Origin of the sequence: Burkholderia stagnalis, assembly GCF_039848545.1 — a bacterium.
Classification (GTDB): domain Bacteria; phylum Pseudomonadota; class Gammaproteobacteria; order Burkholderiales; family Burkholderiaceae; genus Burkholderia; species Burkholderia stagnalis.
Window position 1 is genome coordinate 2,974,440 of record NZ_CP156686.1, and the last position, 21,668, is coordinate 2,996,107.

The 21,668-nt window shown below is 61.5% G+C and carries 19 protein-coding genes; 14 read left to right on the plus strand and 5 right to left on the minus strand.

Annotated elements, in window-relative coordinates; all coding sequences use genetic code 11:
* Nucleotides 1-22: 22 nt before the first annotated feature.
* The 3 genes from ABFO07_RS29995 to ABFO07_RS30005 all read left to right on the plus strand — a co-directional run bounded on the left by ABFO07_RS29995 (nt 23) and on the right by ABFO07_RS30005 (nt 3,075).
* Nucleotides 23-367 carry a BMA_0021/BMA_0022 family TOMM bacteriocin gene (locus ABFO07_RS29995; RefSeq protein ID WP_059920288.1) on the plus strand — a complete coding sequence of 115 codons (345 nt, stop codon included), beginning with the start codon at nt 23-25 and terminating at the stop codon, nt 365-367.
* 20 nt (nt 368-387) lie between these two features.
* Nucleotides 388-750: a BMA_0021/BMA_0022 family TOMM bacteriocin gene (locus tag ABFO07_RS30000; protein ID WP_059958084.1), complete on the plus strand. Its 363-nt coding sequence runs from the start codon at nt 388-390 to the stop codon at nt 748-750.
* 87 nt (nt 751-837) lie between these two features.
* Nucleotides 838-3,075 carry a TOMM precursor leader peptide-binding protein gene (locus ABFO07_RS30005; RefSeq protein WP_347469258.1) on the plus strand — a complete coding sequence of 746 codons (2,238 nt, stop codon included), beginning with the start codon at nt 838-840 and terminating at the stop codon, nt 3,073-3,075.
* Nucleotides 3,076-3,168: 93 nt separating this feature from the next.
* On the opposite strand, the gene ABFO07_RS30010 is transcribed toward ABFO07_RS30005, so the two are convergent.
* Entirely contained in the window at nt 3,169-3,729 is a 561-nt protein-coding gene (locus ABFO07_RS30010; RefSeq protein WP_347469260.1) for an AidA/PixA family protein, read from the minus strand.
* A gap of 343 nt (nt 3,730-4,072) precedes the next feature.
* On the opposite strand from ABFO07_RS30010, the gene ABFO07_RS30015 reads away from it, so the two are divergent.
* From ABFO07_RS30015 to ABFO07_RS30060, 10 genes are all read left to right on the plus strand, one after another.
* Nucleotides 4,073-4,396 carry an H-type lectin domain-containing protein gene (locus tag ABFO07_RS30015; RefSeq protein ID WP_347469262.1) on the plus strand — a complete coding sequence of 108 codons (324 nt, stop codon included), beginning with the start codon at nt 4,073-4,075 and terminating at the stop codon, nt 4,394-4,396.
* A gap of 67 nt (nt 4,397-4,463) precedes the next feature.
* The gene (locus tag ABFO07_RS30020; RefSeq protein WP_230961601.1) at nt 4,464-4,799 is read left to right on the plus strand and encodes a YhfC family glutamic-type intramembrane protease; all 336 of its coding nucleotides are present in this window, start codon (nt 4,464-4,466) and stop codon (nt 4,797-4,799) included.
* A 785-nt stretch (nt 4,800-5,584) separates the two neighbouring features.
* Nucleotides 5,585-6,067 (plus strand): fimbrial protein, encoded by a 483-nt coding sequence (locus ABFO07_RS30025; RefSeq protein ID WP_322235082.1) that lies wholly within the window; start codon nt 5,585-5,587, stop codon nt 6,065-6,067.
* A gap of 96 nt (nt 6,068-6,163) precedes the next feature.
* A complete protein-coding gene (locus tag ABFO07_RS30030) occupies nt 6,164-6,940 on the plus strand; it encodes a fimbria/pilus periplasmic chaperone (protein WP_347469264.1) in 777 nt (258 codons plus the stop codon).
* 110 nt (nt 6,941-7,050) lie between these two features.
* Nucleotides 7,051-9,639: a fimbria/pilus outer membrane usher protein gene (locus ABFO07_RS30035; RefSeq protein WP_347469266.1), complete on the plus strand. Its 2,589-nt coding sequence runs from the start codon at nt 7,051-7,053 to the stop codon at nt 9,637-9,639.
* 42 nt (nt 9,640-9,681) lie between these two features.
* The gene (locus ABFO07_RS30040; protein ID WP_347469267.1) at nt 9,682-10,707 is read left to right on the plus strand and encodes a fimbrial protein; all 1,026 of its coding nucleotides are present in this window, start codon (nt 9,682-9,684) and stop codon (nt 10,705-10,707) included.
* A 47-nt stretch (nt 10,708-10,754) separates the two neighbouring features.
* Nucleotides 10,755-11,054 carry a FimD/PapC C-terminal domain-containing protein gene (locus ABFO07_RS30045; protein ID WP_347469269.1) on the plus strand — a complete coding sequence of 100 codons (300 nt, stop codon included), beginning with the start codon at nt 10,755-10,757 and terminating at the stop codon, nt 11,052-11,054.
* 207 nt (nt 11,055-11,261) lie between these two features.
* The gene (locus ABFO07_RS30050) at nt 11,262-12,278 is read left to right on the plus strand and encodes a fimbrial protein (protein WP_347469271.1); all 1,017 of its coding nucleotides are present in this window, start codon (nt 11,262-11,264) and stop codon (nt 12,276-12,278) included.
* Nucleotides 12,279-12,325: 47 nt separating this feature from the next.
* Complete coding sequence (locus tag ABFO07_RS30055; RefSeq protein ID WP_060018466.1) at nt 12,326-12,625, plus strand: FimD/PapC C-terminal domain-containing protein; 300 nt, start codon at nt 12,326-12,328, stop codon at nt 12,623-12,625.
* A gap of 42 nt (nt 12,626-12,667) precedes the next feature.
* Nucleotides 12,668-13,690: a fimbrial protein gene (locus ABFO07_RS30060; RefSeq protein WP_347469272.1), complete on the plus strand. Its 1,023-nt coding sequence runs from the start codon at nt 12,668-12,670 to the stop codon at nt 13,688-13,690.
* A gap of 334 nt (nt 13,691-14,024) precedes the next feature.
* On the opposite strand, the gene ABFO07_RS30065 is transcribed toward ABFO07_RS30060, so the two are convergent.
* The 4 genes from ABFO07_RS30065 to ABFO07_RS30080 all read right to left on the minus strand — a co-directional run bounded on the left by ABFO07_RS30065 (nt 14,025) and on the right by ABFO07_RS30080 (nt 19,683).
* Nucleotides 14,025-14,588 (minus strand): flavodoxin family protein, encoded by a 564-nt coding sequence (locus ABFO07_RS30065; protein ID WP_347469274.1) that lies wholly within the window; start codon nt 14,586-14,588, stop codon nt 14,025-14,027.
* A gap of 273 nt (nt 14,589-14,861) precedes the next feature.
* On the minus strand, nt 14,862-17,006 hold the full coding sequence (locus tag ABFO07_RS30070) for a peptidase domain-containing ABC transporter (protein ID WP_347469275.1): 2,145 nt from the start codon (nt 17,004-17,006) through the stop codon (nt 14,862-14,864).
* A 37-nt stretch (nt 17,007-17,043) separates the two neighbouring features.
* Nucleotides 17,044-18,303, minus strand: coding sequence for an HlyD family secretion protein (locus tag ABFO07_RS30075; RefSeq protein ID WP_347469276.1), 1,260 nt, complete (start codon nt 18,301-18,303; stop codon nt 17,044-17,046).
* A gap of 48 nt (nt 18,304-18,351) precedes the next feature.
* On the minus strand, nt 18,352-19,683 hold the full coding sequence (locus ABFO07_RS30080) for a TolC family outer membrane protein (protein WP_347469278.1): 1,332 nt from the start codon (nt 19,681-19,683) through the stop codon (nt 18,352-18,354).
* A gap of 334 nt (nt 19,684-20,017) precedes the next feature.
* Here ABFO07_RS30080 and ABFO07_RS30085 point away from each other — a divergent pair, with 334 nt between their 5' ends.
* Nucleotides 20,018-21,175: a fimbrial protein gene (locus tag ABFO07_RS30085; RefSeq protein WP_155713714.1), complete on the plus strand. Its 1,158-nt coding sequence runs from the start codon at nt 20,018-20,020 to the stop codon at nt 21,173-21,175.
* Nucleotides 21,176-21,668 lie beyond the last annotated feature (493 nt).

Here is a 21,668-nt window from a genome sequence, read left to right on the forward strand (position 1 = left end):
CATCCATCAGGAGAGCAGACCGATGAGCAAGGATCTTCGATTACCGACGTACGAGCAGTTTCTCGAATACCGGGCCGTCATCATCCGGGCGATCGCCCTCACGTGGCATTCCCCGGCGTTTCTCGACGAACTCGAGGCCGATCCGGTCAAGGCGCTGCGCGAGCATTTCGACTACCACTTTCCGTTTCGGCTCGATCTGAAGGTGCAGACCAAATCGTCGGCCTGGACGCCGAGCGTCAACGGCGACTGGACCGCCGGCCATAAGAACAAGCTCACGCTGGTCCTGCCTCCCGCGCCGGCGGACGAGACGCAATTCGCGCAGGCGCTGGCCGCCTACAACGCGAACCACATCACCATCATGGATTGACGACCCCAGGGGAAACCGACATGGCAAACAACAACGCCAATCCGACGCTCGAATCGATGCTGGAGTTTCAGAAGGTCTATCTGCGCGCGATCGCGCTTTCCTGGCGTAACCCGGAATTCAAGGGCGAACTGCTGGCGAATCCGCTCGAGGCGCTCGCGAAATACTTCGGCTATCAGTGCCCGTGGATCATCGACATCGAGGTCGTCAAGCCGGAAGCCGGCCGCGGCTGGACGAGCGACGGCAAAGGGGGCGGGAGCTGGAACCTGCCGCGCAACGCGATGACGGTCGGCATACCGGAGCAGCCGACGAACCTGGATGAGGAGGCCGTCGCGCTCGCGGCCTACTGCGACGCCGGGCCGAGCTACCTGTTCACCTGCTGCTGACCCCGCGCGGCCGAGCCGCGCACCGCGGGGCGGCCCGTGCAGGCGGCACGGGTCGCGCCGCGTTCACCCGTTGCACGGAGCCACACGATGCTCGACGATTTTTCGCGCGTATTGCGCTTCAAGCCGCATTTGCGCGTGCTCGACGCGGGGCCCGACACGCTGTTCGTCGTCGACGAATTCAAGCGCGCGATGCTGTCCGGCGCGATCTTCGTGCGGATCGCCGCCTGCTTGCGGGCGCGGATGACGATCGCCGAAATCGTGACCTCGCTCGCGGGCGAGTTCGGAGAATGGAACGTGCTCGCCGGGCTCGATCATCTGGTGCGTCGCGCATACGTGCGCGCCGACGCGCCGCACGGCGACGATGCGGCGCGCGGCTTCTTCGAGCGCGCCGGACTCGACGGCGACGCCGCGTGCGCACGCAGCGCGCAACTGCGCGTCGCGGTCGAGGCGTTCGGTGCCGACGATGCCGCATTCAGGTTGGCGTTCGCGGCCGCAGGCATCGACGTCGCGCCGGACGCCGAACTGACCGTCGCGATCGCCGACACGCACGACCGCGACGATCTCGCCGCGTGCGCGGCCCGCGTGGCGGCGCGCGGCGGGGCGCTGCTCGTCGTGGCGGGCAACGGCGTGCAGACGCTGATCGGGCCGCTGCTGGCCGGCGACGGCGCGCGCGCCGACGCGCCGTGCATCGAATGCGTGCGCTACTGGATCCGCCTCAACCGGCCCGTCGAGGCGCTGCTCGCACGCCATCACGGCACCGGTGCGACGTGTCCGCCGCCGGCTGCTTCGCGCGCCGCCGCCGCCGCCGCTGCGGCGCTCGTCGCGGCGACGGTCGAGCAGATCGCGGTCAACCCCGCCGCGGCGGAGCGCGCGCGCACGCGGATCGTCGCGCAGCGCATCGACACGCTGGCCGCCGAGCCGCACCCTGTGCGCAGGCGGCCTCAATGCCCGCGCTGCGGCAATCCCGCGTGGATGCGCGAGCAGGCGGCGCATGCGCCGCGGCTCGCCGATCACGCGCGGCTGGCGCGTGCCGACGGCGGCTACCGCACCGCCGATCCGCAACAGGTGTTCGAACGCCATGCGTCTTTGATCTCGCCGATCAGCGGCGCGATCGCGTATCTGCACCCGATGCCGAAGCGGCACGCCGGCATGCGCAAGGTGTATGCGTCCGGCTTCCTCGTGTGTCCGGCCGCCGTGCCGGCCAGCAACCGCTTCGACCGGATCTGCTCCGGCAAGGGCCGCACCGACGAGCAGGCGCGCGCGAGCGCGCTGTGCGAAGCGCTCGAACGGTTCAGCAGCGTTTATCAGGGGGATGAAGCGACGGTGACCGGCAGCATGGAAGCGCTGCTCGCCGATCCGGGATGCGATGCCGAACCGGTTCACGTCAACGCGCTTCAGCAGTTCAGCGAACGGCAATTCGACGCGCGCGAGGCCATCAACGCACTGACGCGCGATATCCGAAAGCAAGTGCCGCCGCGCTTCACGGCGCGCGACGTCATCGACTGGACGCCCGCGTGGTCGCTCGTTTCCGGGAAGCGCCGCCTCGTGCCGCTGAGCTACTGTTATGCGGAGACGCCCGACAGCGCGCAGGCCGATGTCGCATGCGTGCACAACCCCAACGGCTGCGCGGCGGGATCGACCCTCGACGAGGCGATTCTGCAAGGCATGCTCGAATTGATCGAGCGCGATGCGGTCGCGATCTGGTGGTACAACCGGATCCCGCGCCCCGGGATCGATCTCGTGAGTTTCGAAGAGCCGTATTTCGATGCGCTCGTGCGGGAATACGAAACGTTCGGGTGGCGTCTGTGGGCGCTCGACATCACGCACGATCTCGGCGTGCCGGCCGTGGCCGCGTTGGCCGAAAATCCGGCCGACGGACGCTTCTCGATCGGCTTCGGCTGCCATCTCGACGCCCGTATCGCCGTGCAGCGCGCGCTGACCGAAGTCAACCAGTTGCTCGATATTGCAGCGGATGCCCCGCATCCTTGGGATAGGGAGAAGCTTTCGGAAACCGGCTTCCTGTATCCGGCGAACGATGTGCGCCGCACGACAGGCTCGACGTGGCCGCCGGTCGACGCCGACACGTTGCCGGCGGCGATCGCGCATTGCGTCGGGAAAATCGCGGCGGCCGGCATGGATGTGCTCGTCGTCGACAAGACGCGGCCCGATATCGGGTTGTCCGTGGCGCAGGTCATCGCGCCGGGGCTGTGTCATTTCTGGCCGCGGTTGGGTGCGCGGCGGCTTTACTCGGTTCCAGTGGTGCTGGGTTGGCGCGACGCGCCATGTGACGAATCGGCGTTGAATCCGGCGCTGCTGTTTCTCTGACTTGATGGCTGGTCCGTCTGCGGAAGCAAGGGCCCGTCAGGTGGACGGGGCGGGCGGGCTCGGCCCGCCTTGCCCCGTGGCGCCGGTTCGGGTTCAGCCGCTGACGGTGAGGCGCGGATCCCAGCGGATGTAGCCCTTCAGATGCCCGAGGTTGTCGTAAATGGCCACGTAGAAATAATAGATTTCGCTGCCGGCGTTCAGGACGGTGGCGCGCGCTTTGAAATCTGCTCGCGGCTCTCTTTGCACCTGCATGACTTCGGGCCAGCCCTCGACGGGGTAAGGCTCGGACACGTTGGCGGTTTCGTACGTCTTCTTGCCCAGCAGATCCTTGCCGATGGAGCTGGAGAGCAGCTTGTACTCGTACAGAAAACACGTGTACTCGGCCGTGTCGGTCAGCGAAACGGTGCGCCAGCGGATGCTGTCGTTGACGCTCGCCTTGACATTCAAATCATTGCCGCCTTCGCCCTGTGCGCCGCCCTGGTTCGGGCCATAGCCATAGACGGCATTCGCACGAGTAGTCAGCATGTAGATGCTGTCCGTGGGATTGATAAGCGCAGTCGGCTGTTCCTTTGACTGACTGAGCGACGGATGGTTTTTCAGGATTTCCTCGACGTCGAGGGCGATCAGGACATCGATGATCTTGCTGGTACCCATGGCAATTCCTTTCGCGTTGATATATTGAAAAAATGACCTGCCGAGTAGCGACGCCAATGGCGTCTGCGTCTCTTCCGGCTTGCAAGGCGGCACCTTCGAAGAAATCAAGGCTTGCGGAAGAGTGCTTGCAGCATAGGGAGGACCGGCGCGCGAAGCGATTACATGTGATTACGGCTCGCGGAGCTTGCGTCTCTGTTTCGACGAACCCGGATACCCGCTTCAATCGCGTAATTGCGCGTAATCGCTTTTGCCGTGCGCTCGACCTAGCTTGGTGTCCGAGCGGCGTGCTTTCTCGCGAGGCTCATTCACGACGAGAACGTGCCGTGTTCACAAGGAGCTTGAAATGGGCGAAAGAATCGTAGCGAAGCAGGCGATCGGCCCTTATCCGGGCGGCACTCGGAAGTCCGGGTATAACCTGCCGCTCAACCGGAAAATCAACTTCCCGGTCGGGTTCTCGAGCACGCCCGTTGTCATCGTGACGGCACTCCAGGATCCCAGCGTGTCATCCACCTATCCGGACACGTTCTCGGTGACGGTGACCCACGTGACCACCACTGGGTTCAACGTCAACATCACCCGGGAAGATTATTCGCGCCCGGAGTATTCGGGCGCCGGCTGGGGGCAGAACCTCCATATCTCGTACATCGCGGAAATCCCGACTTATTGAGCGTGATCGGAAATCGAGCAACGGCCGCGCTGTTTCGGCGTGACGCGGCGCTGCTGGCGCGTCGCACATGCTGATCGACGCACAGTTCGGGACCATGACGATTGCGTCACCCTTGCTCGCACTGGTGGAGCGCGCGAGTGCGATGGCGGTGCACATCGGCCTGTCGCTGATCGTCCTGCGGTCGTTCGTCGTCGGCGGGAAGCGCTGGCTTGCGGTGGCGATCGCACTCCACTTCGTGCTCGACCTGCTGGTCGTGTTCCTGGCGCGTTACTGGAACGTGGGCACCGTGTTGATCGAGGGGATGCTGGTCGCGTGCGCCGTGCTCGTGCTGTGGTTCGGCGTGCGCTGCAGCCGAATGCCGAATGGGGGCGCGGGGTCGCCGAAGCATGACGTGGCGCTGTGATGCCGCGTCCGCCTGAAACGCGCATGGTTCAATCGAACGCGTGTCGAGACCAAACCGACGAATATCGGGAAATCGACAAGGATCACGGCTGAATCGAAACGCGCCGGTGTATCGCCAGCGACGTCCTTGCGTGCCGGGAATCGGGTCCGGACTTATGGCCCGAGCCCCGTTCGATCGTGATGATGGCGGCCACTTGGCGAAATCGGCGACGCCAGAATGACCGGGCGGCATGACAACGTATCGAGCAGGCCTCCCGACGCCGCAAGGATTGCGCGCGCCGTGCGGGCGCGTTGGCGCATCGAGAACATCATGCACCGGGTGCTGAACGTGGCCTTCGATTAAGACCGATGCCTGGTTCGCGTAAATCATGCCGCGCAGAACTTTGCGATCCTGAGCGACATCTGTATGAACCTGCTCAAAGCAGATGCGACGACCAGGGCTGGCATAAGCATCGATGGCTCAATGAGGGCACCCAGGGGGCCCCTGCCGCGCTGTCGTTTTACGTTTGTGACACTTCACGCGAGCCCAGCCAGATCGATCAGTGATTTTCGTACAAGTCATGGGATTGGCGGCGCACAAATCGTACTCCGTCAAATAGCCACGGAAGCTGCAGATTTCGATAATGGGAACCGAAATACGCAACGAGACTGATCACCAAGAACACGCTTGGAATTAACGTGCCGTGGCTATTTCGTTACGAAAATCAATCTTTATAGAGGTCAGTTATGAACTTTCAGAAAGCCGGTATCGCAGCAGCATTTGCAGTCATGGCCGGAATTCCGGCGATGGCGCAAGCAGTCGACGGCACCATCACCTTCACCGGCGCCGTGACGTCGCAAACGTGCACGATCAACGGCAACGGGGCAGGCTCGAAGGACTTCACGGTCGCGCTGCCGTCGGTTTCCACCAGCGCGCTGTCCGCTGCGGGGCAAACTGCCGGTCAAACGCCGTTCAGCATCGCGCTGACGAAGTGCTCGTCGCCGACGGGTAGCGTCCACACCTTCTTCGAACCGGGTGCAACGACCGATCTGACGACGGGCAACCTGATCGTCGCCAGCGGCGGCGCGACCAACGTCCAGATCGGCCTGGCGAACGCTGATCTTTCGCCGATCAAGGCTGGTGCTGCTGATGCGTCGCAGAACTCGAAGTCGGTGTCGATCGTCGACAACGCCGCAACGCTGCAGTACTACGCGCGCTACGTCGCGACCGGCGCCGCAACGGCCGGTGCGGCAAACTCGTCGGTCATGTATTCGCTCGTGTACCAGTAAAGCGAGAGGGCGGGCGCAGCCCGCCCATTGCGGGGGGAGGCAGGCATGTCGCTGCCTCCCCAGTTCATTCTGTCTCCTTTGGCATAGGGAATCTGCATGAATATTAAGCAATCCTACAAGAAATGTATTGCGGGTGGATGTGTCTTGCTGGGGCTGGCCGGGGCTCTGGATGCGCAGGCGTCTGTCGTCGTGGCGGGCACCCGCCTGATCTACAACGCAAAAGATGCCGAAGTCACGATCAAGCTGTCGAACGAAGGTCAATCGCCGGCATTGGTGGAGGCCTGGATCGACAGCGGGGATATCAAGGCAGCGCCGTCGGATATCGATGCGCCGTTCACGGTCACGCCGCCAATGTCGCGTATCGATCCCGGCAAAGGCCAGACGCTGCGCGTTGTTTACATGGGGGAGCCGCTGCCTAAGCAAAAGGAGTCGCTGTTCTGGCTCAACGTGCTCGAGGCGCCGCCCAAGGCAGCGGCGGAAGACGCCAACAAGCTGCAGTTGGTCCTGCGTACGCGCATCAAGGTGTTTTATCGCCCGGCAGACCTCAAGGCGGCCGCCGAGGACGCACCGGCAAAGATCGAATGGCGTTTGACGAAGAAAGACGGCCATCCGGCGCTCGAGGCGCGCAATCCGACGCCTTACCACGTTTCGTTTACCGAGATCAGCGCAAGCGCCGGTGGCAAGACTGCAACGGCCGTCGCCGACATGGTCAATCCGCAAGACAGCCGAATCTTTCCGTTGAAGGGTGATGTGCCCGCAACGGCAGATCTGAAAGTGCACTACACGACACTGAATGACTTTGGCGGCGCTGTCGAGGGCGATTCGGCGTTAAGGCAAGGTGAAGAATCTGCGCACACGCCTCCGCGCGATTGAGTGCTGCACGACGCCATCCGTGTGTTCCATCTTGATAAACGATATTAGTTTTCCGTAGCAAATTGGCTGCATGGGTTGGCCTTGTCGCGGATAGTCAGCCGAGGTAATCCATGCAACGAAGAAATCAAGCTCCCGTTTCTCTCTCCCTGCGCCCCTGTGCGCTGCTCGCATGTGCGTTGTTTGCTTGCACGGAAGCATCCGCAAGCGGCACCACAGGTGCGACGAAGAGCGGCGAGGTCGAGTTTAACGATTTGTTCCTGCAGCAGCCGGGCGCGACGCGTGTCGACGTCAGTCGTTACAACAAGGGCAACGTGGCGTCGCCGGGCACGTACCGTGCGGATATCTACGTCAACCAATCGTGGTTGGGCCGCATGGACGTCACGCTCAAGCAGCGGGGCGCCGATAGCGACGGCGCCCAGCCGTGCTTCGATCGCGCACTGCTCGATCGTATCGGTGTCGATCTTTCGAAACTGTCGAAAGAGGCGCAGGCGTCGGTCGATAGCATCGCGGCGGAGGGCGCCGGCGCATGCCTGACCTTGCCGGAACTGGTGCCGGACGCAACGGCGCAGTTTGACAACGGCGAGCAACGGCTCGATATCAGCGTGCCTCAGGCATCGATGATCCGCAACGCCCGGGAATATGTCGATCCGCGCTATTGGGACGAAGGCGTACCGGCCGCGCTGCTGAAGTACGACGCAAACGTCTACCGCACCGACACGGCGGGGATGTCGTCGACGCAGGTCTACACGGGGCTGACCCTGGGCGCCAATCTGGGGCCGTGGCGGTTTCGGCATACCGGCAGCCTCTCATACAACTCGACCAACGGTACGCATTATCAGAGTGTCCAAACCAACGTTGCGCGTTCGATCGCGCGGCTGAAAGGCCAGTTCATCGCCGGCGACGCGTACACCAACGGAACGGTATTCGATAGCGTCGGCTTTCGCGGCGCACAGTTGGTGTCGGACGATCGCATGTACCCGGAATCCCAGCGCGGCTATGCGCCGACGGTTCACGGGATGGCGAACAGCAATGCGCTGGTCAAGATTCGCCAGAACGGCAACGTCATTTACGAAACCAACGTCGCCGCCGGCGCGTTCGTGATCGACGACCTGTACCCGACCGGTTACGGCGGGGATCTCGAGGTCGAGGTGACCGAAGCCGACGGCAGCAAGCACGTATCGCACGTGCCTTACGCGGCGCCTGTCAATGCGTTGCGCCCGGGCAGTACCCGCTATAGCTTCACCGTGGGCAAGTACCGCAACCAGCAATTGAACGAGTCGCCGCTGATGTTCGAGGGCACGGTGACGCATGGCTTCTCGAACGCCATCACGGCCTACGGCGGCTTTCAGGCCGCCACCGGTTATCTTGCCGGCGCGTTGGGCGCGTCGCTGAACACCGAGCTTGGCGCGGTCGGTCTGGACATCACGCAGTCGAATACGCGCCTGCCGAACCAGCCGAATCGCAGCGGGCAAAGTGTGCGGATCACATACAGCAAGCTGCTTGCCCCGACGAACACGAATATTACGGTGGCCGCTTATCGCTATTCGAGCAGCGGCTTCCTGAGCCTGCAGGATGCAGCCGCATTGCGTGATCTCGCCGGGCGCGGCATGACCGACCATATGTTGTCGAGCGGCGTGCAGCGCGGCCGGTTGCAACTCACGGTCAACCAGACTTTGCCGCAAGGGTACGGCTCGTTCTATCTGTCGGGCTCGACGCAGGATTACTGGAATCGCGACGGGCGGGACACGCAATTCCAGGGGGGATACAACAACAACTTCAAGCGGATCAACTACGGCGTGTCGATGTCACGTCAGTTCGATCTGTCGCAGCGCAAGTGGAACAACACCGTAATGCTGACCGTCAGCATGCCGCTCGGGCGCGGAATCCACGCGCCCTATTCGTCGACCAATATGCAGCGCGACTCGCGGGGCGTCGCGCAGGTCCAGCAATCGCTGTCCGGTGCGCTGGGTGAGGACAGCGCGCTGACGTACGGCGTCAATATCAGCGGCACGGGCGGTGGTTCCACGCGCACCACGACCAATGTGGCCGGCAACGTGGCGTATATGTCGCCGGTTGCATCGGTGAAGGGCAGCGCGTCGGCCGGCTCGGGCTACAAACAGTATGGCGCGGGGGCGTCGGGCGGCATCGTCGCGTATGGCGGCGGCATCGCATTCTCGCCGCAACTGGGCGAAACAATGGCGATCGTCGAGGCCAAGGGGGCAAGCGGCGCTCGCGTGGCAAGCGGTGCAGGGTTGCGCATCGATCCGTGGGGGCATGCGGTTGTGTCCAGCCTGAGGCCGTTCGCGAAGAACGACGTGGAGATCGACCCGAAGGGTTTGCCGTTGAGCGTCGAGCTCAAGTCGACTTCGCAATACGCGGTGCCGACGGCAGGCGCCGTGGTGCGGCTCAAGTTCGAGGCGGAGGGCGGCGGGCGTTCCGCGATCATTCGGGCGAAAACGGCCGACGGTCAGCCGTTGCCGTTTGGTGCTCAGGTATTCGACGCGTCGAATCAGGAGGTCGGCACGGTTGCGCAAGCCGGGCGGATCATCGTGCGCAGCATGAAGGGCGATTCAGGCGAGTTCAGCGTGAAGTGGGGTGACGGCGCCAATAAGCAATGCAGGATGTCCATCGTGCTGCCAAAGGCGAATGAAAATGATCGCGCACCTTGGACGGTCGTGGACTCGGTGTGCGCCCCGTAAAAGATGCCTGAACTCTTATATATTCGTTTTTGAGAGAGAACGATGAAAAGATTTATTTATGCCGGTCTGCTCGCTGTGATGCTTGTGATGCCGGGCTGGGCCTGGGCGCAATGCTGGGTGAAGTATCCAGACGGGACGGTGTGGGAATCACAGAATACTTTGGGAGTAAAAGAGCCCATTTTGTTCAACACGCCCGGATTTAATGTGTCGTTCAATCCAAACGTCCCGAACGGTACGATTTTATTTGATAAGGTTGTTGATTTTTATAATGTACGGTGGGGGGAGATAGGCTGCACCGGGGGGTTGGGATACGTAGCTTATGTGCCGCGACCGCGCACGAGCAAAACTTTCAATTGGTTTCCGACATCGATACCTGGTGTGGAGATGAGTGTTGCCTTCGCCGATAGCAACAGATGGGCGATTACTACCCTATGGGGCTCCGTGGGGTTCATAAAAACTCCTCCTGGTTCCTGGAACCAACTCAGGATTTTTTTTCGCAAGTCAGGCCCGATCACAGAAGGGGGAACAATCTCAGGCCTGCTGGGTGCTATGGAACCGAAAGGTAGGGCGGTAGGCGTCTTTGTTGAATGGCGGCTCGATGGGAATATCGTGATCGATCCGCAGGTGCCTACATGCCGTGTGACTACTCCGGCGATTACGGTCCCTCTCGGGAACATGCCAGCGAGTACATTTACCGGGGTCGGCACACCTTCGCCGAGCAAGCCATTCAATATCGAGTTGGAGTGCTCAGGCATCGAGACTGGCAAAAATCTCAACGTGTATACCACGCTGACGGACCATACCAATCCGGGCAATGTGTCTGACACCCTGACGCTTGCAAAGGACTCCACGGCCACAGGTATTGGTATTCAGGTGCTGAACGGGAGTACGGTAGTCAAATATGGCCCGGATTCCAGTGCGATAGGCAACAAGAACCAGTGGAAGGCGGGTGCTGCCGGAAACGGCACATTCACCATTCCGCTGACCGCCCGGTATGTCCAGACAGCACCGAAGATAACGCCCGGAACGGCTAATGGTCTTGCGACCTTCACGATGAGTTATCAGTAACCGGGGACCGTAGCCATCAATTCGCAGTGCATTCGGCTGATGCCGTCGTGCGGTTCAAATTCGAGACCAAAGACGGCGGGCGTTCCGCGATCATTCGAGCGAAGACTGCCGACGGTCAGCCGCTGCCGTTTGGTGCTCAGGTATTCGACGCATCGAATCAGGAGATCGGTACGGTTGCGCAAGCCGGCCGGATCATCGTGCGCAGCATGAAGGGCGATTCAGGGGAGTTCAGCGTGAAGTGGGGTGACGGCGCCAATAAGCAATGCAGGATGTCCATCGTGCTGCCAAAAGCGAATGAAAACGATCGTTCGCCTTGGACGGTGGTGGATTCGGTGTGTACTCGGTAACAGGCTCCTGCACGACTGCCATCTTTTTCGGAAGTTTTAAACTGACTGTTTCAGAGCGGTGGTTCGTCTATCTCGCTTCCGTATCTATTTTACGGCGGCAGTTCGTGTCAAAAAAATATAAGGGATGTTTTATATGGCCAATTCAGTTCAAGAGACGACTGCTCTGCTGATGTATTGTTCTTATAATTTTTCGTCCAAGGAAAAACAATGAAAACATTTATTTGCGCCGGTCTGCTCGCTGTGATGTTTGTGATGCCCGGCCGGGCCTGGGCGACGTGCTATGTGATACAGTCTGGTGAAGCAGGGCCCGCTGTGCTTACCGCGCCTGGATTTAATCTGTCGTTCGATCCAAACGTCCCGGACGGTACGGTTCTTCTTACCAAGAACCTTAGTTTTCTTAATGCTCGCAGTTCGGTGGTTAGATGCCAGGTCGGGCTTAGGTGGACATTTTTTCTTCCGCGAAATGGGTCCTCCAATCCTGGCGTTTACCCGACGGGGATACCTGGTGTGGGTATGGCTATGTGGTTCACTTCAGCTGGCGGGGCATTGGCCGGAAAATGGGGCCGGGTTATCAACTATTACACGGCTACGGACATGAAGTTTCCCGAAGGCTTACATCCCGGGGGGTTCGGCGGGCTCACGCTCCAATTTGTCAAGACAGGCCCGATCACAGCAGGGGGGGTAATCTCGGGCGAGGTGGGTCATATGAGAGCGGAGGATGGTTACTCGCTGCCCCTTGTTTCATGGCGGATCGGTGGGGGTATTGTGGTCGATCCGCAGGTGCCTACATGCCGTGTAACTACTCCGGCGATTACGGTCCCACTCGGGAACGTGCCGGCTAGTACATTTACCGGGGTCGGCTCAGTTTCAACCGGTAAGCCAGTTAATATCGTGCTGGAGTGCTCAGGCGGCAACACCGGCACATTTACAAACGTTTATACAACGCTGACGGATCATACCAATCCGGGTAACGTGTCCGACACCCTATCGCTTGCCACGGACTCCACCGCAACCGGTCTTGGCATTCAGGTGCTGAACGGGAGCACGGTGATCAAATATGGCCCGGATTCCAGCGCGGCAGGCAACACGAACCAGTGGAAAGCGGGTGAAGCCGGAAACGGCACATTCACCATTCCGCTGACCGCCCGGTATGTCCAGACAGCACCGAAGATAACGCCCGGAACGGCTAATGGTCTTGCGACCTTCACGATGAGTTATCAGTAATCGGGGACCGTAGCCATCAATTCGCAGTGCATTCGGCTGATGCCGTCGTGCGGTTCAAATTCGAGACCAAAGACGGAGGGCGTTCCGCGATCATTCGGGCGAAAACGGCCGACGGTCAGCCGCTGCCGTTTGGTGCTCAGGTATTCGACGCGTCGAATCAGGAGGTCGGCACGGTTGCGCAAGCCGGCCGGATCATCGTGCGCAGCATGAAGGGCGATTCAGGCGAGTTCAGCGTGAAGTGGGGTGACGGCGCCAATAAGCAATGCAGGATGTCCATCGTGCTGCCAGAGGCGAATGAAAACGATGGTTCGCCTTGGACGGTGGTGGACTCGGTGTGTGCCCCGTAAAAGATGCCTGAACTCTTATATATTCGTCTTTGAGAGAGAACGATGAAAAGATTTATTTATGCCGGCCTGCTCGCTGTGATGCTTGTGATGCCGGGCTGGGCCTGGGCGCAATGCTGGGTGAAGTATCCAGACGGGACGGTGTGGAACACATGGAATCCTGCGGAAGTAAAAAAGCCCGTTTTGTTCGTCGCGCCCGCATTTGAGGTGTCGTTCAATCCAAACGTCCCGGACGGTACGTATATTTTTAGTAAGCGTATTGATTTTAATAATGTACGGGAGGGGAAGCTAAACTGCACCGGGGGGTTTGGACGCATATATTATCTTGCGGGAAAAGTGCCCTCGACCCAATCTCAGTATTTTTTTCCGACGGGGATACCTGGTGTGAATATGGGTGTTAGCATGTCTGGCGCCCCATGGGCAACGGTGGGCTATTGGGGCACCTCCGCAGAGGAATGGGATCCTCCTGATGTCTGGCGCCAACTCTATATTTTTTTGATCAAGACAGGCCCGATCACAGAAGGGGGAGTATTCTCTGGCCGGGTGGGGAGTATGTGGCCGAAAGATCTTGGGGTAGGCGCCCTTGTTGAATGGCATCTCGGGAATATCGTGATCAATCCGCAGGTGCCTACATGCCGTGTAACTACTCCGGCGATTACGGTCCCTCTCGGGAGCATGCGAGCGAGTACATTTACCGGGGTCGGCACACCTTCGCCGAGCAAGCCATTCAATATCGAGTTGGAGTGCTCAGGCATCGAGACTGGCAAAAATCTCAACGTGTATACCACGCTGACGGACCATACCAATCCGGGCAATGTGTCTGGCACCCTGACGCTTGCAAAGGACTCCACGGCCACCGGTATTGGCATTCAGGTGCTGAACGGGAGTACGGTAGTCAAATATGGCCCGGATTCCAGTGCGATAGGCAACAAGAACCAGTGGAAGGCGGGTGCTGCCGGAAACGGCACATTCACCATTCCGCTGACCGCCCGGTACGTCCAGACAGCGCCGAAGATAACGCCCGGAACGGCTAATGGTCTTGCGACCTTCACGATGAGTTATCAGTAACCGGGGATTGTCCTCGCCGCAATTCGTCAATTGAAGATGCGCTTCCGGTGAGCGGCTGAAGGTCCGAGTGCAAGTGGCCGTATGGACACTTGCACTTGGTCCGCAACGACAAAGAATCGGGATCTTCCAGGCATCACTCCAATGCACCGGCCAGCGACACGAGCATGATTTCCGGGCCAATCGATTGATGCGGCCGTTCGAATTTACGCGATGTCGACCGCCGCACTCCCGTGAGATTCGACGAATCCTTGGCGACCGCCTGCCCGAACTGTCGCCGCGCTTCGACATGAAATGGCGACCTTCGGGCTACCCCTCTGAATTTTCAGCGGCGGCGTTATGCGCGATTCCAGCGCTTCGCTGCCTCAGCGACACGCTCGCCGAGCGCTTCCGCCGTCTTCCGGTCGCTTTCCAGGATGGTGTCGCCTCCCTGATCGGCGTTTGCCTGAGTCATCGCGCCCAGGAACGAGCCCAGCCGGTTGAGGTCGTCGACCGACCCGGTGCTGCTGTTGTTTCCGGGCATGAGACCGAGACTGACCCACACCATATGATGTTGCGCCGCGAAGAGAGCAAGTTGCTGCAGCGTCGCGAGCTTGTCGCCGCTTTGCGATGCAGATACGGTGAAGCCGGCCGCGAGCTTGTCGCGCCACCTGCCCCAATGCTTTGTCGACCCGTCCATGAAGGCCTTGAACTGCGCGGATACACTGCCGACGTAAGTCGGTGAGCCGAAGATCATCGCGTCAGCGTCATTCTCGAGATATGACCAATGCTGATCGATTGCGTCGACCGGGATCAGCCTGACGACGGAGCCGTCGATTTTCTCGACGCCACGAGCGACGGCTTCGGCTATAACCGACGTGTGACCATAACCACTGTGAAAGACAACGGCAACGTTGACCATGGAATACTCCTTGTTGGGTTGAAGGAACGATGAATGTGTTACTGAGAACGTAACATATATATTTGCAAGCCAGTGCCGTGCGAGAGCGCCCACATATGTCGGCTCCTGGTGCCCAACGCGTCAGGTGGCCCAGCAGGTTGCCATCCGCACTGCGGGAATCCGAGAGCAGGGCGGTGCGGGTGAAGGATCCGTGCCAATGCTGCAACATCACGGATGCGCGTGGTCCATTCGGTGCGAATCCCGGCTGCGGAACCTTTCTAACTGTTGCAGGCGCTAGCTGAGCGAGAGCGCCGACGCATCGTGATCCTGTTCGCGCACGCATCCGTGCGCCAGCACGATCACCCGATCTGCGCTCCGGATCGTTTCGGGCCGGTGCGCGACGATGATCCGCGTGACATTCATGGCCCGCACCGCGTCGTTGATCAGGCGCTCGCGCTCGACGTCGAGGTGGCTCGTCGCCTCGTCGAGCACGAGAATCGCGGGCTTGCGATAGAACGCGCGCGCGAGCAGCACACGCTGGCGCTGCCCCCCCGACAGCGACGACCCCATGTCGCCGACGAGGCTCTGGTAGCCCATCGGCATCGCGGCGATGTCGTCGTGGATCTGCGCGAGTCGCGCGGCTTCCTCGATGCGTGTCTGATCCGGCTGCGGATCGAAGAAACAGATGTTGTCGGCGATCGAGCCGGCGAACAGGATGTCGTCCTGCATCACGCAGCCGATCAACTCGCGATGCTGATGCAGCCCCAGCTTGCGGATGTCGACGCCATCCACGCGCACGCTGCCGTGCTCGGGCGTCAGCAGGCCGAGCAGCAGCTTCGCCATCGTGGTCTTGCCCTGGCCCGACGGGCCGACGAGCGCGACCGATTCGCCGGGCGCAATCGACAACGAGCAGCCGTCGAGCACCCACGGCTCCGTTTCGGCGTAGCGGAAGCGCACATCGCGCACGTCGATGGCGGGCGGCTGTGCGCGGCGCGCGTCCGCCGGCCGGGCGGTCTTCGCTTCCATGTCGGCCTCGACGTCGGTCAGCACGATGTCGGCGAGACGCTCGCCGTGCAGGCGCAGCATCCTGAAATCGATCAGCGTGCCGACAAGGCCGGAGCCGCGCGCGATGAACTGGTCGGCGAAGCTGATGAACGCGACCAGCATCCCGGCCGAGAACTGGCCGTCGAGCACCTGCTTCGCCGCGAGCCAGACGAGCATTACACGCCCCGCGCCGGAAATCACGCCCTGCAGCGTCGAGAAGCCGATCGACAATCGCTCGATCGCGACGTGCTTGTTGGTGGTCTCGACCACGGCATTCGCATAGGTGGCGACGCGGGCCTCCTGCTTGTTCGCGAGCTTGATCGCCTGCACGCCGCGGATCGATTCGAGCAGGTTCGACTCCGCGCGAGCCGCATACACGATCTGTTCCTCGTTCGCCTGCCGGAACGGCCGGTACGCGACCCAGCGGATCGCGCCGTAAGCGGCGAACAGGCCGAGCACGAGCCACGTCAGCGTCGGGCTGTAGACGAACAGCATCGCGAGCGTCACGACCGCCATCACGCCGTCGAGCAACGCACCGACGAACTGCGTCGTGAGCGCGCTCTGGATCGTGTTGATCGCGCCGAAGCGCGACACCACGTCGCCGATATGGCGCTGTTCGAAGTAAGTCATCGGCAGCCGGAACAGGTGTGCGCAGACATTCGCCGTCCACTGCACGCCGAGCAGGCTCGAGAACCACGTGACGGCCCACGCGCGCAGGGCCGACACCGCGTGCTGGAACAGCACGACGAGCAGGAATCCGACGGCGAGCAGCGTCAGCAGGTCGGCGTCGGCCGATACGAGCACCTGGTCCATCACCCACTGCATGTAGAACGGAGTGACGATGCCGAACACCTCGAGCGCAACCGACAGCAGCAGCACCTGCGCGAAGGCCGCACGGATGCCCGTGACGCTGCCGACGAGCTTCGCCATCGAGATCGATTCGCGCGCCTTCGTGCGCGTGAAGGACGGCGACGGCATCAATTCGAGCGCGATGCCGGTGAAGTGGTCCGACACCTCGGCGAGCGGAACGTCGCGCAGGCCGCGCGCGGGGTCGTGAATCGTGATCCTGCCGCGCGACACCGACTTCAGCACGACGAAGTGGTTCATGTCCCAGTGCAGGATGCAGGGGAGCTTCAGCTTGCCGAGCTCGCCGAGTTCGAGCCGCAGCGCGCGCGACGTGAGGTCCAGACGGGAGGCGATCAGCATCACGTCGTTGAGTGTCGCGCCTTTCAGCGACGGGCTGAAGCGTCGGCGCAGGCTGACGAGGTCAAGATCGTGGCCGTGATAGCTCGCGATCATCCCGACGCACGCGAGCCCGCACTCGGCCGCCTGCGTCTGCAGCATGACGGGCAGGCGGCGGCGCCAGCCGAATTGCAGGGCATCCATCCATTTCATCTTTCAACGGGCTCCATAGCGAATGCGTGGGGCGCGCTCATGCCGACGCGCGGCGGCCGAGCGCGTACAGCGGCTCGAGCACCCACTCGATCAGCCGGCGCTTGTCGATCAGCACGTCGGCCTCGAGCGCCATGCCGGGACGCAGCGCTTCGCGTTTTCCATACGCGTCGATGTCCTGGCGATCGAGCGCGACGACCACGCGGTAAAGTTGCTCGGGCACATTGGTCTGCCCGGTCAGGTTCGTGACCTCCTGCGGCGACAGCGCGGTGCGCGACACCTCGGCCACACGCCCGAACTGCTGGCCGAATTTCTGGAACGGGTAGGCCTGGTAGCGCAGCACGACGCGCGCGCCCGGACGCACGAAGCCGATCGCGCGGCTCGGCACCATCAGTTGCGCTTCGAGCTGCGCGCCCTGCGGCAGCAGCGACACGACCGACTGGCCCGCGTTGACGACTTGGCCCGGCTTCGCGAGCAGTGCCGCGACGACGCTCGCCTGTGGCGCGCGCAGGATCACCGCGCGGCGTGCCTCGTTCTCCGCGATCGATTGGTCGACGTCTGCAAGCTTGCGTTCGATGTCGTTCTGCTGATTGCGCGTGTTGAGCGGCAGCTCGCGCAATTGCTGGCGGAGCTGGTCGAGCTGCTGCTCGACGTCGAGCCGCTGGCGTGCGAGATCCTGCAAGCGCGCCTGGGCGTCGAGCAACGCGGCTTCCTGCTGCTCGACCTGGCTGTTCGATGCATAGCCCTGCTCGCGCATCGATTGCAGCTTGCCGAGCTGCCGCTGCGCGAGCTCGATCTGGCGTGCGCGCTGAGTTTTCTGCAAGGCGATCTGTGCAAGCTGATCGTTGAGCGCCGCCGCGCGTGCCCGCAGGCCGCGATTCGCCTCGTCGCGTAGTTGCGACTGGCTGGCGAGATCTGCCTCCAGGCGCGTGCGCTGGAGCCTCAATTGCTCGCCGACGCGCTCGCGCGTACTGCCGAGCTCGGTCGCAACCTCCGCCGATACGGCCATCAGCTCGGCGCCGGCCGCGACGATTTGCCCTTCGCGCACGCGCGTGTCCGTCACGGTGCCCATCAGCGGCGGTGCGACCGTCAGCAGCCCCTTCGCGGGCAGAAGCTGGCCGGCTACGCGCTCGCGCTTCGTATACGTACCGAACACCAGGAACGCGACGACCGCGAGCGTCGTCGCCGTCGCAACGGCGATCATCAGCCAGCGCCACGGGGGCGAATACAGGCTGACGGTGCCCATCAGCTTGTGCCTGGTCGCGTCGAGCGCTTCCTGTCGAAACAGCGAATCAGTCATGTGCGGTTGCCCGAAGCGGCGAGAGGGAGGAAGAGGAGGCGTGCATGGTCAGCCTCCGGCGCGACATGCAATCGCGGCGACGTCTGCGTCGCCGAGCGAGCCGAGCGCGGCCGACAGTTGCAGCCGCGCGCGCAGATAGCGGTAGCGCGCGTCCGCGAGGTCGCGGATCGCCTCGAAGTAGCGTTGCTGGGCGTTCAGCTCGTCGATCTGCGTACGCAACCCGACTTCGCGGCCGAGATGAGTCGATTTCACCTTGCTGTCGGCCGACGCGAGCGCACGTTCGCGCGCGCGCATGAGCGCGACGCCGTTGGTGATGCCGAGATAGGCGGTGCGCGCGCGTTCGCGCGCCTTGCGGCGCGCATCCTCGAGCGCGTCGCGCGACTGCGCGCGCAGGCGGTAGGCTTCGCGGCTCGCCGACAACTGGCCGCCACCCGCGAACAGCGGAATCGTGACCGTCACGCCGATCATCGACGAACGCGTCTTCGACGTCGTGCCGAACACCTGATCCCAGTCGTTTTCGCCGGACCCGCGGCTCCAGTTGGTGCCGTAGCTCGCCTGCAGGTTGACGACCGGCAGGTTCGCGCCGGCCGCCGCGACCACATCGGCCTGTGCCTGCTCGGCCTGCTTCGCGGCAATGCGCACGTCGACGTTGTAACGCGCGGCTTCGTCCATCGCGGCCGCGAGATCGACGGGCGGCGCCTGCGGCGCGCACTGCCACGCGATCGGCGCGATCGTGTCGGCCGCCAGGCCCGTTAGCCGCCTCAGCGCGCCGCTCGCGATTTCGAGATCGTTCTGCGCGCTGACCTTGCGCGCGAGCGCGTCGTCGAGATTCGCGCGTGCCTCGTCGACGTCGGTGCGCGTGCCGTCGCCGATCCGCAGCGCGGCCTGTGCCTGGTCGAGCTGCCGCTGGAACGCTTGCCGCGCGGATTCGGCGGCTTGCAGCACTTCACCGCCGTACAGCACGTCGAAATACGCGTCCGACACGTCCGTGATAAGCGTTTGCCGCGCCTTCTCGAATTCGATGTCGGCCTGGTCGGCGAGCGTACCGCCGCGCTTGAATTCGGCGACCCGGGATACGTCGAAAATCGGCTGCGTGATCGTGGCCGACACGCTATGCCGGCGAACGGCGGCCGCATATGGCGCGCTCGGTTGATCCTGCTTCGTGTAGTTGCCGTCGATCTGCGCGCGCGGCAGCAATCCCGCGAGCCCTTGCCAGCGCTTTTCACGGCCCGCGAGCCGCGCGTTGCCCGCGGCCGCGATGCCTGCGTCGAACCCTCGTGCGGCATCGACCGCGTCGAGAAGATCCGCGGCTTGCGTCGGACATGCGACGGAAAGCGGCACGAGCGCGACCGTCAGGTGAATTAGAAATTTGAGGATCATTCTATCTGCGTGCGCTTTGACCGAGATGCGTATTTGTTCGTTGCGGTTACTTTCGCGTCGATCGCGTTAGCCCGCAGGTGCAGCATCATCAGTTGCTGCACCGGATTCACGGGGTAAATGCCGGAATTGGCATTGACCTGTTCGAGAGGCCGAGATTATTAAATTTCCGGTTGTTTTAAAGTGATCGCACTAACGCGGTAGCGGCAATCGACCGGTGGTTCGTGCGTGGCGTATCTGCATTCATCGGAACCAGCGCCGTGTTGGCGTCCGCGCCGCGCGGCGAACTATGCATTCATTTTTGTCGTCGTGGTGAATGTAGGCAGCGAAATCGTACTTGTACTACTTCACTTTATCGTCATTTAGTACATGTCATATTCGCAAGTCATCGATGGCGCCATATCCTGTTCACGATCGTATGTGTGCCGCGGTACAAGCACACGCGCCGAACGTCTTTCGCCGGAGATCTGCCTTGTTAAGAGTTAAAAATGACCTGTCCGCGAGATTGCCGAAAATGTCATCGCGTGCGATGGCGAGCACTTGGTGCATTCAATTGTCTGGAAACACCAATTCGAAATCCCGTCATGGCATGAGCATGATGCACGCACCAACGCTTTTGTTGGCGGTAAGTGCATTTTGGCCATTGGTTGCGCAATGTGCTACTGCGATTACGGCATTCGATGCGGAAAGAATAGCCGCGCCGTCGAATACGGCAATTGGTGTTGTGCTTGCCCGGAATTACTTTACGACACAGCAGCTTTGCGAGAAAGACGTTTGTGAAGTAACTGGCGCTACTCTTTATAATAAAGCGGTTCCATGGAATACGGCGGATGGACCAGATGTCGAAACGTCGGTAAGTGGATTGTCGGTGCGTGTTTTGTTAGATGGAGTGCCGATGAAGAGGGGGGCGCGGCAGACGGTGCGAAACATGGTTGAGGTTCAGTTATTTCGAGACAATAAGACTCCGAAAAATGGAACACTCAAGCCAGGCACTGTGAGCCGATATTTCATAATAAATTACGGCGGTCTATTGGGAAGTTCTACCGGCATTAACCTTGCAGCTGATGTCAATTTTATCAATGGAACATGCTCCGTTCCGAATCAAACCGTCAACTTGCCCGATGTTTCTCGAACGAGTTTTCGGGGTATCGGCTCGACGGTCGGAGGCCGATCTTTTTCGCTTCGATTAACCAACTGTCCGGCAGGTTATAACCGAGTCGGCTATCAGGTATCACCACTGAATGGTCCCGTAAGCGGCATCCCGGGTGCACTGAATCTGCGGCCCGACTCGACCGCGAGCGGGGTCGGAATCAAGCTGAGCGACGCCAAGACCCAACTACCGCTCGTGTTCGATCGTTCGATCGCGACCCCTTACAACGGTAGCGCGGCGGCGCAGATCGACATCCCGTTGAATGCGGAGTACGTACAGACCGAGGAAAAGATCACCGGCGGAACCGTGCAGGCGGGCGCACTCGTGCTGCTTGACTACCAGTAGCGGCCGTATCCGCGTCGACATGGCGATGTTTCGTGTTCGATCGGCATGGGCACCATGCGTCGCCATCTGCGCCGAACGAGACCATCGCTCGGCCTGATCGACGGTGATCGTGACAGCTGCGTCTATTGGTTGCCGCCTCGTCAATCAAATATACGGGGCTGAAAAATAAGTTCAAGCGTGTCATTTATTTTGATTGTCACGAGTGTGGTGGTTGTCAAGGTGCCCTTCGGTCGGGTTGGAATTTTTACCCGTTACCGTTTGTGTTGATCCGGATTTGATTGTCGATAACAGGCATCGTCAATCGCCGCTCGATTGCGACAACTTCATTCCATTCGGACCTCGCGCACCAAGCTCATCGCGGCTTCGAAAGCGCATGCATCGTGCCTTTCCACATCACTCATGCCGTACACATGTCCGCGCCTGGAGCAGGCGTGGCCTGGGGCGTATCTGCGTCGCGGCGTTACGTTTCCGAAAGAATTCGTACTAGTACGAG